This window comes from Pseudomonas putida (assembly GCF_001636055.1).
Lineage (GTDB): Bacteria > Pseudomonadota > Gammaproteobacteria > Pseudomonadales > Pseudomonadaceae > Aquipseudomonas > Aquipseudomonas machongensis.
Map to the genome: position 1 here is coordinate 5,047,438 of NZ_CP011789.1, position 18,057 is coordinate 5,065,494.

Below are 18,057 nucleotides of genomic sequence, written 5' to 3' on the forward strand. Positions count from 1 at the left end.
GGACCTTGCAATGCCCCTTTCACTGTTGATCCTGGCGCTGAGCGCCTTTGCCATCGGCACCACCGAGTTCGTCATCATGGGCCTGCTGCCCGATGTGGCGCGCGACCTGGGGGTGAGCATTCCCGGCGCCGGCTGGCTGGTGACCGGCTACGCCCTGGGCGTGGCGATCGGAGCGCCGTTCATGGCCCTGGCCACGGCCCGTCTGCCACGCAAGGCGGCATTGGTGGTGCTGATGGGCGTGTTCATCGTCGGCAATCTGCTGTGTGCAGTGGCCAGCGACTACAACCTGCTGATGTTCGCCCGCGTGGTCACCGCCCTGTGCCACGGTGCCTTCTTCGGTATCGGCTCGGTGGTCGCGGCCAGCCTGGTGCCGGCCAACCGCCGCGCCTCGGCCGTGGCCCTGATGTTCACCGGCCTGACCCTGGCCAACGTGCTCGGCGTGCCACTGGGCACCGCCCTGGGCCAGGTCGCCGGCTGGCGCTCGACCTTCTGGGCCGTGACCGGCATCGGCGTGATCGCATTGATCGGCCTGATCCGCTTCCTGCCCCTGCAACAGGATGCCGAAAAGGTCGACATGCGTGCTGAACTCGCCTCCCTCAAGGGTGCCCGGATCTGGTTGTCGCTGAGCATGACCGTACTGTTCTCGGCCTCGGTGTTCGCCCTGTTCACCTACGTCGCGCCACTGCTCGGTGATGTTACCGGCGTATCGCCACGCGGCGTGACCTGGACCCTGGTGCTGATCGGCCTGGGCCTGACGCTGGGTAACATCCTCGGAGGCAAGCTTGCAGATCGCCGCCTCGCCGCCACGCTGGTGGGCGTGTTCGCCACCATGGCGGTGGTCTCCACCCTGTTCAGCTGGACCAGCAACGCGCTGGTGCCCGCCGAAATCACCCTGTTCCTCTGGGCCACCGCTGCCTTCGCCGCCGTTCCGGCGCTGCAGGTCAACGTGGTCACCTACGGCAAGGATGCGCCGAACCTGGTCTCGACCCTGAATATTGGCGCTTTCAACCTGGGCAACGCCCTGGGCGCCTGGGTCGGCGGCAGCGTCATCGCCCATGGCCTGGGCCTGACCAGCGTACCGCTGGCTGCAGGTGCCCTGGCTGTCCTGGCGCTGATCGTCACCCTGATCACTTTCAACCAGCGCGGCGACAACGACGCCGAACTGGCCGCTGCATCCAACTGACCTACGCGAGGCTTGCGATATGACCACGCTTTTCGATCCGATCACCCTGGGCGACCTCGAGCTGCCCAACCGCATCATCATGGCCCCGCTGACCCGCTGCCGTGCCGACGAGGGCCGCGTGCCCAACGCACTGATGGCCGAGTACTACGTGCAGCGCGCCAGCGCCGGCCTGATCCTCAGCGAAGCCACTTCGGTCACGCCGATGGGCGTCGGCTATCCCGACACCCCCGGCATCTGGTCCAACGACCAGGTCCGTGGCTGGCTCAACGTGACCCAGGCCGTGCATGGCGCCGGCGGGCGCATCTTCCTGCAACTGTGGCACGTGGGGCGCATCTCCCACCCGTCGTACCTGAACGGTGAGCTACCGGTGGCCCCAAGCGCGATCCAGCCCAAAGGCCACGTCAGCCTGGTGCGTCCGCTGAGCGACTACCCGACTCCACGTGCGCTGGAAACCGAAGAAATCGCTGACATCGTCGAGGCTTACCGGACCGGTGCCGAGAACGCCAAGGCTGCTGGTTTCGACGGCGTGGAAATCCATGGCGCCAATGGTTACCTGCTCGATCAGTTCCTGCAGAGCAGCACCAACCAGCGCTCCGACCAATACGGCGGCTCGCTGGAAAACCGTGCCCGCCTGCTGCTGGAAGTGACCGACGCGGTGGTCGGTGTGTGGGGCGCCAAGCGCGTTGGCGTGCATCTCGCACCACGGGCCGATGCCCATGACATGGGCGACGCCGACCGCGCCGAGACCTTCACCTACGTTGCCCGTGAACTGGGCAAGCGCGGCATCGCCTTCATCTGCTCGCGGGAAAAAGAAGCCGACGACAGCATCGGCCCGCTGATCAAAGAGGCGTTCGGCGGCCCCTACATCGTCAACGAACGCTTCACCAAGGCCACCGCCAACGCAGCACTGGCCAGCGGCAAGGCCGATGCCGTCGCCTTCGGCATCCCGTTCATCGCCAACCCAGACCTGCCAGCACGCCTGGCAGCCGATGCGCCGCTGAACGAGCCGCACCCCGAGACGTTCTACGGCAAAGGGCCAGTGGGCTACATCGACTATCCGCGTTTGTAATGCGCGCCGCAGAGAATGAGCCTTGCCGGCTCGTTCTCTGCCGCCAGTCGACCCGACGCATTTGGCAGGCCCAGATAAGGATCCGGTCGGATCACGACCATTGACATTGACTGTCGCGGCGCAAGCCCGGCACGTACTACCTAATATTTTTGCCAGTTTCCAATCAGCCGTTCACACCGTTGAATAGGACGTCACGCAAACCCGCGCCCGCACCGGGAGTAGATGATGTCGACAACGCCGCACCTTCATGCACAAAACGCGCTACTGCCCCGCCCCACAGTGGACTATTCCGTAAGGGGGGAACTGGACCCCGAAAAAGTCCCCGCCGGTGGCACCTCGCTCCGGGTACCGGCAACGGCAGACACCCAGGTCGGGGACACGCTCCATGCGTTCTGGACTGGGCCGGAAAACGACGAGAACGACTCCCTCACCGACTACATTCCGATCAACCAGGCAAATGCGGGGCGCGAGATACCTTTTCCCGTCCCGAAAAGATTCGTCACTGCCAGCGAGGGAAAACAGGTCGGGGTGAAATACGAAATCGAACGAGAACGACAGCGCCTTCCCTCGGAAGAACTGGTCCTGAGGATCGGCAGTACACAGGTCCACTACCCCCGACCTAGCGTGGTACAGGCGCCTGGGGACAGGCTCGACCCCATGGTGGCACAGGACGGAGTCGAAGTATTGGTCACTTATCCCGACATGCGGACAGACCAGACCATCACGATGTACTGGCAAGGCACACCTGGCGCAGGGACCCCCGATCCACAGTCCAAACCAGGCAGTGGATCGGGAAGCCAGTCCTTCGATACTCTCGCCTCGGTGGTGGGCGCAAATGTCGGTAAAAGCGTGACGCTGTACTACAGCGTTGTCTCACCAGGCGCAGACCGAATCGAGTCAGCCCGGACGACACTGACGGTATCACCCTTCGCCGATACCGACCTCCCCTCCCCGGACGCGGACGAAAGTCGCAACGGAATACTCGACCTCAGTACCTTCGCCTCGGATGCCAACCTCATAGCCTCACCCTGGCCACTGATTGCCGTCGGACAACGCTGCTGGATGGAAGCAAAGGGCGAGAACAGCGATGGCTCAGAGTACGCCAAACCTGTTGCTATCGGCCTGTCCATCACACCATCACACCTCTCCGATGGACTGCGCTTGCCACTGGCGCGCAGGGACCTGGAGGGCTTGCGTGATAACAGCACCTTGACACTCTCGTTACGGGTCACCTTCGACGGAGCCAATGATCCCGCTTCGTCCCAGGCATTTCCCATCATGAATCTGCGGGTGGTGATCAAACCGGCAACGGCCCTGCCTGCCCTGGCCATCGTCCAGGCAGTCGGAGGCAAGCTCGCCCCCCTGCATGCTCTAGGCTCGGCAATCGCGAAGATCCGTTACCCCGGCATGCTCCCGAGCGACACACTGGTGCTCTATTACCAGGAGAGTCCAGGAACATACGTCCCCGTGGAAGGCTACGCATCAGGCAGCGCCACCCAGACTCAGTACATGACCGTTCCACATGCAGTGCTAGCATCGCATTTGGGGCGCTCACTGGTATTGAACTACCGGCTGATTCGCGCCGACCCCACTATTCCCGAGGCCAGCAGCCAGGATTTAACGCTGGAGGTACTGCCCTTTTCGCCAGAAATATTACGCGCTCCAATGCCAGAGCAGGCCACGGATGGGGTACTGGACCTCAAACGCTTCACAGCAGATGCGGCATTGGTGCTGGAGGATTGGTTCTTCATGGCTGCAGGGCAACGACTATGGCTTACTGTCAGCGGCACGCTGGCGACGGGAGGCCCTTTCAGTCGACAACTTGCCGAGGCGCACGTCATAACGGCCGAACAGGCGGGGCTGGCATTGGTCTACAAACTCGAGAGACGTGATCTGGCCTCACTCGAATCGGGCAGTGAACTGCGCTTCGAAACCTGGGTGAACTTCGAAGGCAACGATCGGAAGACACGCGCATTGGCCTTTCCGGTGTCGACAGTCACGGTCCGTCAGTAGTCCCTGAGGCAAGAACTCGAGCCCGCGCACCCAAGTCAGTGCGCGGGCTCGGGCGTTTTCAGAAGTTGTAACGCAGGCCAAGATTCACACCGTAGGGCTGCTCGATGTTTTCGCCGTTGCTGTACTGGAACTCGCCGTGCAATTGCAATACCTCGGACACCTGAGCCGCCAGGCCTACGGCAAACTCCCCACGGGTGCCGGAAAGATCGTTGCTGAAGCGGTTGTCATTGACCCTGACCTTGTTGCCCTTGATGAACTCATGAGCCGCAGCTGCTTTCACATAGGGCTGCAGGGTTGCGCCACCCTCAAGCTGAATGTTGCGCCCGAGTTGGGCACCCAACTTGCCCAGTACCGAATCGGCACCCTCACTGCGCGCTCGCAAACCGTTGTCCAGTGAGTAACTGTCAGAGCCAACCCACAGGGTCGACAATTGGGTGAAGGGTTCCACGTACCAGCCGTCGTCGAGCTTGATGTGCTTGCCGACTTCGATCGAGGCGCCCAGGCCACTGTTGTCGTAGCTGCCTTTGGCTCGCACGCCATCACTCATGATTACGTCGCCGCGATTGTCGAAACGGTTGTACTTGATTACGCCATCGACGTAATAGCCGGCGTCGGACATCCAAGTGGTATAGGCACCCACATAGTAGCTCTTGACCTTGCCGGACGATCCCAGGCTGAAGTTGAGATCGGACTCGCTGTAACCACCCATGACCCCGACCAGCCAGCGTCCATCGTGGCCTGGCACTGCTCCGTCGGCACCGATGCTCAGGCCGCTCTGGTTCTGCTGATAGGCGACACCACTGCCCGCGGATGTATTGAAGCGATTACCATAGCTGCGCATCCAGACACCCTGACCCTGCCCCAGGCGCAACTCGCCCATGCGGGTACGCAGCGATGACAGCTCGCCATACCAGACGGTCGGTGCCGCGCTGAACAATCCGAGTACTACGCGAGTGCTTGGGGTGACGATCGGGTCGCCATCGTCGGCAAGCTTCTGCACCAAGTACCAATTGTCATCGGTTTCACCTTTTTCCAGGGTGTAGACGAACGCGCCGCGGTCGACCTCATGTTCCAGGCCAAACTGTGCACTACCGCCCCCGGTCTGGACCAACAGCTGCGGCTGGGCACCCGCCTGGGGTTCGTTGCCGGTGCTGCTGACGCTCAACTGGTGATTGCCATTCGCTTCATTCCTCACCACCAGTTTGTCGCCTTCGGACTCGGCCAGATCGACCTTCATCACGAACACGCCATTGCCCGACAAGCTATCGACCGTCAGTGTCTTGAAACCCTCGGATACCGTGCCATCGGTATTGAGCACTACCCTGCCGCCATTGAGCGAAAGGTCCTTCACACCGTCCGTCTGCAGTTGACTCAGGACCCAGGTGGCATTGTCGATTCCCAGGCTTCGCACGTTGGTCATGTTGCCGGTCAACGTCGCCTGGTTGCGCAGGGTGATGTCTGCATTACTGGTGGAATCGACCACGATATCACCTTGAAGAGTGCTGTCGTCGACCACGAAGTCTGCCGTCATGCCACGATTGACTTCGAGAATGTTGCCGTTGCTGCCCGAGAGCTGACTCTTGTTGCCAACCAGGATGTGCGCTGTGCCCTTGTTGCCGTTGCCACTGTCCCTGACAACGATGGCGGCACCGTTCTGGCCGACCACGGTGGAACTGTCGAGGTTGACCCGCGCCTCGGGCGCGGCAGTGTTTCGGTCCTGGCGTATTTCGATACCCGAAGTTGCGCCGGTGATAGCCGTACCTTGGGAAGCGTTGAGTGTCGAACCCAGTACGAATGCTCCGACGCCGCCGGTCCCGGTGACGGAGGTTCCAGCCAGGTCCAACGTACTCCCACCTGAAAAACTCAAGCCGTTCTGACCAGTGATGCTGCCGCCGGTGGCACTCATCGTTGCGGCTGAAGATCCGCTCGCACCATAGGTACCACCAGTGACCGTCGCATTGTTCAGACGCGCCGAGCTGCCATCGTTCAAAGCAAGGCCGGTGGCTGGACCTCGCCCTTGTATCACGCCTCCATCGACGACCACCTGGGAACCATTACGCGCCTCCACATCAAGAATGCTGCCGCTCGAGCTCACCTCAAGGCGAGAGCCGTTGAGCAACAAATAGAACTCGGATTCCGGAACGTCCACCCGGGCACTTTCCCCGTCGAGGGTCTTTGCATGGGCGATGCCGTTAACAGTCATCGCAACCAGGGTAGCGACGAAGGACAAGTGTGATTTGTGCGAGTTGAGTGTCATGCTTGGCTTCCTGTGTTGAGTCGCCGTCCTGATTACGCTGAGCGCAATTGAGGGCTGCGGATCGCCTCCCCACCCTCAGGCCCAGGTGCAGTCGAGCCTGAGCAGATCATGGTGAAACGCTGGATGGCCGCGAATTATCCAAATCCTTTCCCATCAGCTATGTAGGATTTTCCCTATATTTTTAACCTCCAATCGCTTCAGGGCTGCACCGCCTGGTCTGTAGACAGGTATGTGAAGGGATCACCCTTACCATACTGGCTCTCATCCAGCCGGATCACCGGCACCCAAAGATTGGTACGGGTTTTGTACTTTGTCTGGTACACCTTGGCGTCCGCCGCTCCCCCGGCCTTGCTGGCAATGTAGTAGAAGGCTTCGATAGGCAATCTATCGCCGATGTTCTGAGGCCAGGTCTGGATGAGAATTTCGTTCCAGCCATAAGTCATGTTAGGTAAAGGTGTAGCCCTCGCTTGCAGCGAGGCCAAGAACTGGGAAGCTACCTGCGTACTAAGTGAGCATTGGTAGGCTGAACTAGGCACGCCACGCGCATGATTGACCCATTGTGCTGCCGTGGTAACGTTGATCGCCGCGCAGGAACTCTGGTCGACGGCATCAAGGGTACGTCGCAGTCCGCATCCATTGTTATTGGCGTTCGTCGAAGTGCTTGCGTTGTAGGGGTAGATACAGCGCAAGGTCTGGGCCTTGCCTTGCGCGATGGCAGTTTCCTGATCCGTGAAGATGAAACCACTGCGTCCATAGAGACCAGGCGTATGGGAATCCATACGAATGAACGAAAACGACACGGACCCCAGGTTTACCGATCCAGGACTTGGATTCCATGGATCGAACGCGTCGTTGGTCGTGCCCCGCGTTATCACACCACTGCAGTAATAAGCTGGCGTGTTGCCGTTGCAGGCGGCTGGCACCGCCCGATAACGTTCATTCAAGCGTGCCGCGACGATCTCTCCAGGGGGCAATGCGGATTTGATGATCTTCAGATCCAGGGGCGCGGAGATCACCAGAGGATTACCGCCACGTCCCAGACTCGCGGTAATGCGCACGGCCTTGTCCAGGTCCTTGACGACAGCATCCTTGTTGACCTGGAAAAGGATATCGCCTGTGCCGCCATAGCGTTGCGTGGGCAAGTCCAGACGCTCTACCCCTTGCCAGCGCATACCTACGATGTCGTCCTTCTGCAAGCGTTGAGCCTGCACCTTGATCGGTGTACTCGCTGCGATCCGATTGAGGTCAAGCTCACCCTGCACCGCCTGCTCGGCGATGGGTGCTTCAAGCGGCGACTGCGCCAATATCCGTGCACTGACCGCCTGGGAAATGCGCAGTGGATTACCATCCCCTCCCACACTGGCAGAGATCATCACCGCGCTACCGACATCACGGCTGACAGCACTCACCGGCACCTTGAACGTCACAGGCCCCAGTTTGCCGATCCTCTGCACCGGCAACGTAGTGGTTTCACGTCCCTTCCACCTGAGGCCAATGGTGTCCCCTACCTTCATTGTGGGGTAGTCGACGTTGACCATCGCGTCATCGTTGCCAGAGCGATAGTCTCCCTCGGCATTGATCCCGACCAGCTTCGGCGCAGGAATCTCGAAAGGCAGCGACTGCACCACCTGCACATCGAGCGGACTTGAGATGATCAATGGCGAGCCAGGTACACCGACGCTGGCGGTCAACCGAGCGGTACTGCCAACATCGTTCTGGGCCACACTTCTAGGCACTTTGAATACGAGCGCACCCACCTGTCCGACGGTCTGCAATGGCATATCACGCAGCTCTTTGCCTCGCCAGCGCAACCCGACCGTGTGGCCTACAGCCATTGACGCATAGTTCACATGCACGCTGAGCTGATCACCGAAATTGTCAAGGCCGATAACCTGCTCACGGCCCTCGACCAGAATCGGCGCCGGAACATCGAAACGCGCGAGTCCCACCTGCTGGCCAAGGCCGGTGTTTTGAGCATTACCCGTGCAACCCGCCGCTGCCAGCAGTACGGCGCTGCTCATGACTATCCAGATGTTGCCTTTCAAGGTGTCACTCCTTGATCCGCGGGGTTGTATGCGAACGGCGCAACCTGGTTACTGAAGTTGACCGAGATCACCGGAACCCAACGCTGCGTCTTGTCCCGGAACTTCTGCTGGAAGGTTTTGGCATTGGCCAAGCTCGCCGCCTGTCCGGCCTTGTAAAAGAACGCCACTATGGGAAGCTTTTGCCCAGCACCAACTGGCCAGATCTCGATCATCAGTTCGTTCCAGCTGTTGTTGAGATTTGGCGTAGGATTGCGCCTGGCCTCCAGGGAGAGCTCGAACTGCGCCGGAACCTGTACGCTCAACGAGCATTGCCGGGACTGCCCGGGGATCGTCCGGGTGTAGGCCTGCCATGTGGCGAGAGTGGTCGCCGGAGTGGGCGTCATGGCACAGGTGCTCAGATCGGTGGGGCTGGTACTGGGAATACCGCGTGAGCCGCAACCTTTGGTGCCGGCCTGATCTACACCAGTCGAGGCATCGAAGGGATAGATGCACAGCGGCTGCACCGGCTTGCCCAGCGCTTGGGCGTCGTCAAGGCTGGCGAAAACGAAGCCCGCTAAACGATACGTATCACGGACCACTGCATCCTTGCGCATGTAGGAGAATGACGTGGCACCGATTCTTGTCTGGTTGGGGCTCGGAGCCCAGGGATCGAAGGCGCCATTATCTACCGAACGCACCAGCACGCCGTTGCAGTAGAACGCCGAACGATTGTTGCCACAGGCACCAACGCTGTTATAGCGTGCATCGAGGCTGGCAAGGATATCTGCCCCGCTGGGCTGGACGATCGTCAACGTGAGTGGGGGCGAGACCACGATCGGTGTACCGTTGCCGCCGCGGCTGGCCGTCAGCAGAACATCGCCATCTTTATCATTCGCGAACACGCTGCGATCGATTTGAAAGGTAACAGGACCAGGGCCGGTAGCGGTAGCGATTGGCGTGTAATGCTCCGCCTTGCCCTTGACCAGGATCCTTACCGTCGAGCCCGAGACCGTTCCCGGATCATCGAAGACCACCGTCACCTTGTCCGCCACGTCGTTGAGGTCCAACCGCCCAGGGGTTGCCTGGGTCACCACGGGCGCCGACAAGCTAGACCGCTCGCCAACAACCTTGACGCTCACCCCTTGGGAAATCAGCAATGGCCCACCTGCGCCGACGCTGGCGGTCACCACAGCGGCACTGTCCTTGTCGTCGGACATCTGAGTGGTGGTGATACTGAGCCTCGCGGGTTCTACCTTCTGCACCTTGAACACCGGGCTCCAGTGAGACTGCTTGCCTTTCCAGAGCAGCCGTATCGTGTCGTTCACTTTCATGCCCGGGTAATCGACAACGACCTGTGCATCGCCCTGGCTCAGGTCGTATTCGCCATTGGCATTCAGACCGCTCACGACAGGCGTGGGGATGGGTAAGGCCAGGTTGGTCTGTACCGCCACCGTCAACGGATCGGAAATGATCAGCGAGGGAAGTCCATTTCCTCCCACGCTTGCCGTCAATACAGCCGTGCGACCGTCATCCTTGGCGACCTCCGCCCTGGGTATCCTGAAGACCTGAGTGCCAACCTGGGTAATCCGTTGGGTCGGAGCATTGAACTCGCCGGCACCTTTCCAGCGCAAGCCGACAACATGACCCACCGCCATATCGGGAAAGCTGACATGAACCGTCACGTAGTCGGTGAAGTTGTCCAGTCCCAGTGTATGCCGACGGTTGATGACCTGCCCTTGAACCAATAACGGCGCAGGAACGGTGAAGCCCGCTGATGCGACACCGCTAGCAAAAACCGAGCTCTGCGTGTCATCCGAGGCCGTGCGAATTGTGCTACAAGCGGCCAGCGCCCAAATGCCCACAAGCATGAGCAAGCTACGAACGCATCGCATGATGTTCATCATAAGAACTCCTAAGGTGCGGCAACACTCACCCCTCCAGAGCCTTCACTGGGTCAGAGGGGGTGAGTTGCTTCTGGCCTCGCGGGTAATGGCCGTCTAGAGCTGCAACCGCAACACTTGCGAGAACAGCAGGCGCTCCGTAGGCAGTTGCCGAGAGATGCTGTAGTTCACCAGCACTGTTTTCCCAGCGTTTTCCGTGACCCAGGCTTGATCGATCACGAACGGGTTGCCGTTCGGGTTCACCAGCTGGGTGTCTGTTTCCCTGAGCACCGCGCCATCCCAACGCACCTTGACCGTATGATTCACGGCAGCCTGGGCATAACGCACCGTGAGCGTACGGCTGGCAGCGGTATAGGTAGGCGGGCCGAGCAGGATCGGCTGGCGCGCGACAACCAGCGACAACACCTCGGAAAATTCCCGGCTTCCAACACCACCGCGTATGACGGTGTAGTCGAGCGGGACGGTCTGCCCGATCGAATCGATCAGTTCCATTCTCGGCACCTGGAATGTGAGATCAATCAACGCCCCCACGGTGACGATATCTGAGCGCCAGGTCGAACGCGGGTTCTGCCAGCGCAACATCACCGTATCCCCCGCAGCCATGCCAGCGTACTTGCGCACCGTTACCCTGACACTGGATGCGTTGTAGAAGTCGTTCATGTCCAGTTGGTCTTTGTTCGGGCCAGTGGCCTTCTCGACCTCCGCAACCGGCAGCCCCTTCTCAACGACCTTGACCCGCGTCGGCGGAAAGCCCTGCGAGTTGGGCAAGTCATTGATGCCTTCGAAGTTCACCTGAAGCGTCAGACTCAGTTCCGCATCCAGCTTGAGCAGGTTCAACTGGGCGCGCTGAACCGTGAGTTCGAGTTTCCCTTTGCTGACATCAGTGGCGCTGAGGGTCACATTGGTCCTGAAGGCGTGCTCGTAGTCTCCACCCGCTTTCAACGTACCGCGCCCTGTAAGCCAGTATCGCTGCCCCTGAGCGGCGAACGGCCAGAGTTCGACATCCAATTGGGCGTCACCCGTGAAGCTCTTGAGGTCAAGCTCGCCATTGGCCGCCTGCTTGAGCACGGGCGTCTTCAGGTCGGTCGATTGCAAATACTGGATTCTCAGCGACAACACCTTCGAGTCCAGGTCACGACCAGAGCGCGTGCGTGTGTAAGTGACCTCGACCGTCTTGCCGATGTTCGCCCCTACAGCCGAGGCCGGCACATCGATATTGACGAAGCCCGCCGTGCGTCCATCGACAGGCGCAATAGTCGGCGTCCCAGGCCCTGATACTCCAACCCACTTCAAGGCGATCCGATCGCTTTGCAGCATTTGCGGATACTCGACCTTCACTACTGCTTTGGTCCGTGCCAGTATCGGATTGAGTGCACCTGCGGCTGTCGCACCCTCAACCCCAGGCTCAGGCAGTTCGCCAGCACCTGTCCCACGCTCGATATTCACTGTTGCCAGCGGAAATGCCTGAGTGTTGGGCTGATCGTTCACACCCTCGAAATTGACCTTGAAGGTGAGGTCGAACGGTTTGCCCTCCTCAAGCTTTTCGAGTTCACTGCGATAGAGATTGGGTAGCTGCAATCCTTTGGTCACGGCATCCTGCGGAACCGTCACGTTGGTTCTGAACAGGTAGGTATAGGGAGTCCCTCCCTTCTCGGTGCCCTTGCCTTCCAGCCAGTAGCGCTGGCCTGCGGCGATGAAGGGCCAGGGCTCGACCAGGAACGTTGCCGGCCCGGTAAAACTGTCCAGGTCGAGCACACCGTTGCTGGCCTCCTTGACGACAGGAGTATCGAGATCAGTCGGCTGGAGATAGTCGATCCGCAGGTCGAGCACTTCGGATTCCAATTCCGTACCATTGCGCTTGCGCACATAGTGGACTTCGACTGATTTGCCGATATTGGCGGCCACTGCGGTAACCGGCACTGGGATGTCGACGAAACCGTTGCTGCTCCCGCCGACATCAGGCAGCGTCGGCGTTCCCGCACCTGCGCTACCCAGCCATTTGAGCTGGATGGTGTCTGTGGTCTGCATGGACGGGTAGGCGACTCTCACCCTCGCCCCGTTGAGCGCGGCCATCGGATCGAGTACGCCCAAAGCCGCATCCTCGACCACGGGCGCGGGCAGTTCCCCATTACCTGCGCCTTCTTTGACAATCACCTCCAGTACCGGGAAGCCCTGCGTCTGCGTCAGGTCATTGATACCCTCGAAGTTGACTTTGAGTGTCAAGCGCAGAGGCTTGTCCAACTCCAGCTTTTCAAGCTCTGATCGGGCGATTTGCGTAATGACCAGGCCAGTGCCCACTTCAGCCGCTGTGACTGTGACGTTCTGTCGGAACAAGTGCTCATAGGCAGCGCCGCCCTTGAGCGTACCAGCGCCCTCCAGCCAATAACGCTGTCCTGCAGCGATAAACGGCCAAGGTTTGGCACGCAAGGTAGGATTCCCAGCAAAGCTGTCCAGATCCAGCTCTCCATTGGGCGCTTCATCGAGCGTCGGGCGCTCCAGATCCCGAGACTGAAGATACTGGACACGCAAGGGCAGCAGTTGCGAGGGACGCGTGGAGCCATTACGTGTTCTGGTGTAACTCACCTCGACGGTCTTGCCGATGTTGGCTCCGACCGCGCTCGCCGGCACATCGATATCGACATAGCCACGCGAATCGCCAGGAACCGGACTGATCGACGGCGTCCCCACGCCTGATACGCCCTTCCAACTCAGCGCGATCTGGTCATTGGCCGACATTTGCGGATAGGTGACCCGCACCCGCGCACCCGCGCGCGCGGTGATCGGATCCAACACGTCCCCAGTGGTGCCGCTCACGACAGGCGGGGGTAGATCTCCTGTACCCACTCCGCCTGTCACCACCACTTCGCAAGGGGCGAACGCCTGGGCGTTGAACGGGTCATTCTCGCCTTGGAAATTGACCATGAGGTTCAAGGTGAACTTTTTATCGGGCGCAAGCTTCTCCAGTTCGTTTCGATACACCTCCATTACCAACCCACGGCTGACCTCCCCCGCAACAACTGGGATATGAGATCTGAACTCGTGTCGATAAGCGCCCCCGTCAGCGCTCTCGCCAGTCCCTACCAACCAATAACGCTGGCCTGCTGCGATAAAAGGCCAAGGCCCGACGCGCAGGGAGGGGCTGCCCTGGAACGTATCCAGATCCAACTGCCCATTGTTGTCATGATCGAGTTCAAGATCGCTCAAGACGCTGGTATCAAGGGCATCGACTACCATCTCCAGTACCTGCGACGGGGTGGGAACCCCATCCCGGATGCGAACAAAACTGACCTGGACCGTGCGACCGATGCTTCTGCCCACAGTGGCAGCCGGGATCGGTACATCAACGAAACCCTTCGCGTCGCCACCGACCTCTGGCACCGACGGGGCCCCCACGCCAAGCCATCTGACCTCGATACGATCACTCGCTTGCATGCCTGGATAGCGCACCGTCACATGAGCACCATTTCTTGCTTGCATGGGATCGAGTTTGCCACCGGCAGCCTCCTTGACTTCGGGAGGCAGCAATTCGGTGGACAGGGCCCGAATCTTCAGCGCAAAGATCTCGGAGTCCAGTTGCCGGTTCATCATCCGGCAGAAGACGTATATATCCTTTTCACTGTTGCGGATGATGTACTTCGAGTCGATGGTGAAATCCTGGTCCTGCTGAGCCTGATTGGCACTAAGGCTTCTGCGTTCGTAATACGTGTCGTCACCCTCGGTCTGTGTAGGGCCGACCCAGGACATCTCAAGCTCATCACCCGCCGTGAACAAACCTTTGCGGCATGTCACCGTGGTGCCGTTGGGTACATCCACAGGATCCAGCACATCGCCTTGTGCGTGGAGCACATCTGGACGCGGCATGGTTGAGCTCTCTCTCACCGTCAGGCTCTGCTTGTCAGAGGCGGATCTGGCACCACCGACACTAGTGAGCGTGTAGTAGAGCTCGAGCGAGCCCCCAGCGATGTGCTGGACAAGGGTTTTATCGAACAACTGCTCGATGGGATTGCCCACCTGGACGCCCTGCACGGTGACCTCTTTGTAGTGATAACTGATACCCCCGGAGCGGGTCCTGCCCACCCACTCGATGAGCAACAGGTCACCCTCTGCCATGCTGGTGTACTGTTCAATCCTCACATTGACCCCTTGCGGGGGCACCTTAACAGGGTCCAGTACCGAATCCTCGGCTTCCAACACTTTGGGCGGCCGGAGCGAAAGACGCCCGGTGACCCTGATGCTGGTGTTGCGAGATACCGGGTTGGCGCCACCGACGAGCTGGTATCTCAGCCGCACCTGGCCCTGTAGCACCGCAGCCACTGCGGCTTTCGGCACTTTTACAAAAGCCCCACCGGGCAAGTCCTGATCCACGACTGTATGGGGGATATTGACTTCAGGCAGCAACTGCCCCCCTGCACCCTCACCCTTCCAGTTGAGGACCAAGAAATCGTTGACCTTCATACCCGTATAAGGGCCGAGCACCACGTCCAGATCTCCAGTCAACGCCTCGTAGTCCACACGCCCCTGAGCGTCGGCAGCTGGAACGTGGGGGGCATCCAGCGCACCACTGCCCAGATCCACCTCGCCACCGGCCGAGGGTGACCATTTCGAGCGGTTGTTGACCTCGTCGCGGATCTCGTAGCGCACCACCAGTTGATCGGTTTCGCCAGCGCGCTCGATGACATCCTGATCAACGTGGATCTCGAAAGACTGAACGCCAGGGGGAACATCCTTCTGCAGTATCTGACCGTGCCAACTGAGCCACACGGTGTCTCCCACGCTCCGGTTCTGGTAAGAGCCGATGATGACATCGACACCCTTCGTCGCCTGCTCGGCATCGATCAGAGAGGGGATGCCTTGGGGAGGCGTGAGGTTTTCGTTGATCTCGGTGGTGGGGTCCGGATCGGTGCCGCCCGGAACCGCACGCTTGACCACTACATCCAGAGGCGTGGAGGGGTCAGGTACTGGCGCGAGGGGATCTTCCCAGGTGTAGTGCACGCGCCCGCTGCCCTCTGGTATGCGGGACGGCGCTACCAGAAATGTCATTTGGGACCCATCACTGGGAACATAAGCCTGGGTGTCCAGCAGAATATCGTTCCAGTACAGCTTGATGATGTCATCTTTTTCCAGATGCACCGCAAGTATGGTTACGGCGAGCGGACGCTGCTCATCGTCCAACAGATAAAGGCCCAGCCCACGGCCGTCATGGGCAGCAGGGATAACCGGCGGCGGAAGAACTGGAGGGGCCCTGCGTGTCGACTGCACCGAAGGGTGGGATCGATATTGGCTCATTTGCAACTCCTGACGCTGGCCACCGAATCTACTGGCGGCCGCGTTTGTCAGATACGCTCATCGAACGGTGGCCTGCATAAACCTGCAAGGCTTTTCAGTAGGCACAATCGATCTACGGTGCGGGGATCGGACAAGTGGGCGCTCCACTTTCACGGACCGATACAGGCGTCCGATTAGAGTCGGACTTCACTGGGATCAAAGGCGTGAGAGACGGATTGGTGGCTGTGTAATGAGGTGTGGCGGAACCACGGCACACTTTGAACGCCCACGCTCGCGCGATCTGGACGTCGATATAGCCGTCATCGATGTGTTTTTGCACGACGGTGATCACAGGCAGGGTTTCGGTCGCCTCTGGGATATCCGCACCCGGAACAGCCCCCACTGAGGTGTCTGCGCTCAGATAAACTTCGATCAGGTCACCGACCGCCATGTTGACGTAGGCAGGGATTCGCAACGGCAGGTCAGATGCAGCTTCTGGACGCCCAATCGCACCATTTGAATTCAAGCGAGTGAATACCGGTGGAGGCGGAGGGTTCCCACCGCCCGGCAGATCATCGCCGTTGAGCACATTCACGTCTTGCGCCGGCGAGAGCGAGGCGTTTTGCTCCCCACCTGCGCCGAATTCGCGGGCGACCGTGTACTGCATCGCTACCGTGCCACTGCCTTCGGCCTGGAGAAGGGCAGAGGGCACGACCCGTTCAAGAGCGTCGGAGCCCGCAGCTTCTGCAGCAGTAACCGGGGCCAGTGATTGAGCAGGTTGTGCGCCCCACAGCAAGGCCAAGATATCGCCGGCCTCGAAAAGAGGCTTGCCGTCGACCGTTTCAGGAGAAATGAACAGCATCGCGTCAACCTTCAGGTCCTCAGGCGACAGCTCGTTCGTGCCACCCGAAGCGCCCCCGACAATATCCGCAGGCTTGAGGTTTTCATTTTCAGGGGTTTCCGGATCAGGGTCCGGGCCTCCTGGGACTCTCAACTCGACTTCGACAACGGCAGGTGTGTCCGGTTGGCCAATGAGGGATCCGCTGCGCCAGAGCTCGTAGGTGACGTTGACCGAGCCGGATTGGACGTCACGGATGAGCAGGTTATAGAGCAACTGCACTTCAAGCAGAGGTTCAGTTGTCGGGATGCTGGTGATGGTCGCGGCATCGGCCCGTTGCGAGCCCCAGATGACAATGATCTGATCGCCGACCGTGGCCTCATCGAACAAAGGAATCTGTACCACCACCCCTGCCCTGGCATGCTCATCCAGAATCAGGCCTTCACTGTCGTAAATCGGTACGATCGGCGTTGGCAGAGGAGTGGCGGGGACGTTCTCCAGCAAAAGCTCAAGTGTACGAGTCTGCGACACGATAGAACGGTTGCCTGCCTTGTCCACGACTTGATAGGTGAAGGTGATAGGCGTCAAGTCCGGCAGCGTCTGCAGCTTCGCGAGCTCAAACTGTGCATCGGTGTACCGGTTTGCCCCGAGGACGGTGAAAGGGCCAAATGTCACAGGTGTCGCACCGTCAGTGGCGGTGACAGTAATTTGATCTCCCGCCTCTTGATTAATATAACCCTTGATCTGAGTCGGCAGCAGGTCCGCTACGAAGTCGGTAAGGAGAATTCGATTACGAGCTTCGACCGCAGTAGGGAACTCGATCGCTGCAAGCGTTTCGGGGGTGCTGCCACCAGGTGGCAACTTATCGATGCGCAAAGGGCGAGTTGGGCCAGGATCGGGGGTAGTGTCCGGATGAGGAATATTGACATAGCCGAGGGTGAAAGTTACGTCTTGCTCCGGTGTGACCGAGCTCCAATGGGTGGCGAGGAAAGTTAATGAAAACTTGAACTTCGGATCTGCTTGCTCTGCAGCGGTGATGATATGACGCGCTTCCGGGCCTGTGAGTTGGGTGCCGTTCCACGTCAAGATCAGTTCATAGCCATCTTCGCTTTCAGGCCAATTAGGAATAAGCACCTGAAGGTCGCTACCTTGAGCCGCCACGGGAAGTATCACATCGTCGATCAAGCCCGCGATTTCCATCGGGTTGAGGTCCAGAACCCCTGGGTCTTGGGTGAGCTTGACAGAGCGGGCACCTGGCCTGGCCTGGACACTGCTTCTTTCCACGAACTTGGTGTATCCGGTCATGATGTAACTCCATAGAGTCGGTTTTTTTGTGAAACGACGGTGCGCTGGACTGCAGTAGTCATTTCGAGAAGTCTGAAAGTTTCCAAATACAGGCACACCGCTCTGCCAGTGAATCCGTGCCACGTATGCGCAGTAAACTCAGCAGTAGGAATACGTGAACACTATGCGGAGCAAAGCACGGTGGATAATTGGACTAAACATA

The 18,057-nt window shown here is 59.7% G+C and carries 8 protein-coding genes; 3 read left to right on the forward strand and 5 right to left on the reverse strand.

Annotated elements, in window-relative coordinates; genetic code table 11:
* Positions 1 to 10 precede the first annotated feature (10 nt).
* From AB688_RS22735 to AB688_RS22745, 3 genes are all read left to right on the forward strand, one after another.
* On the forward strand, positions 11 to 1,183 hold the full coding sequence (locus AB688_RS22735; RefSeq protein ID WP_054893812.1) for an MFS transporter: 1,173 nt from the start codon (positions 11 to 13) through the stop codon (positions 1,181 to 1,183).
* 19 nt (positions 1,184 to 1,202) lie between these two features.
* A complete protein-coding gene (locus AB688_RS22740) occupies positions 1,203 to 2,252 on the forward strand; it encodes an alkene reductase (RefSeq protein WP_063545979.1) in 1,050 nt (349 codons plus the stop codon).
* Positions 2,253 to 2,477: 225 nt separating this feature from the next.
* The gene (locus AB688_RS22745; protein ID WP_063545980.1) at positions 2,478 to 4,265 is read left to right on the forward strand and encodes a hypothetical protein; all 1,788 of its coding nucleotides are present in this window, start codon (positions 2,478 to 2,480) and stop codon (positions 4,263 to 4,265) included.
* Positions 4,266 to 4,323: 58 nt separating this feature from the next.
* Here the strand turns inward: AB688_RS22745 and AB688_RS22750 are convergent, their stop codons facing one another.
* The 5 genes from AB688_RS22750 to AB688_RS22770 all read right to left on the reverse strand — a co-directional run bounded on the left by AB688_RS22750 (position 4,324) and on the right by AB688_RS22770 (position 17,855).
* Positions 4,324 to 6,522 (reverse strand): autotransporter outer membrane beta-barrel domain-containing protein, encoded by a 2,199-nt coding sequence (locus tag AB688_RS22750; RefSeq protein WP_063545981.1) that lies wholly within the window; start codon positions 6,520 to 6,522, stop codon positions 4,324 to 4,326.
* Between the two features lie 197 nt (positions 6,523 to 6,719).
* Entirely contained in the window at positions 6,720 to 8,567 is a 1,848-nt protein-coding gene (locus AB688_RS22755) for a hypothetical protein (protein WP_063545982.1), read from the reverse strand.
* A complete protein-coding gene (locus tag AB688_RS22760) occupies positions 8,564 to 10,450 on the reverse strand; it encodes a hypothetical protein (protein ID WP_063545983.1) in 1,887 nt (628 codons plus the stop codon). The genes AB688_RS22755 and AB688_RS22760 overlap by 4 nt, the downstream gene beginning before the upstream one ends.
* A 93-nt stretch (positions 10,451 to 10,543) precedes the next feature.
* Positions 10,544 to 15,733 (reverse strand): hypothetical protein, encoded by a 5,190-nt coding sequence (locus tag AB688_RS22765; protein WP_063545984.1) that lies wholly within the window; start codon positions 15,731 to 15,733, stop codon positions 10,544 to 10,546.
* Between the two features lie 112 nt (positions 15,734 to 15,845).
* Positions 15,846 to 17,855, reverse strand: coding sequence for a hypothetical protein (locus AB688_RS22770; protein WP_063545985.1), 2,010 nt, complete (start codon positions 17,853 to 17,855; stop codon positions 15,846 to 15,848).
* Between the last annotated feature and the right edge of the window lie 202 nt (positions 17,856 to 18,057).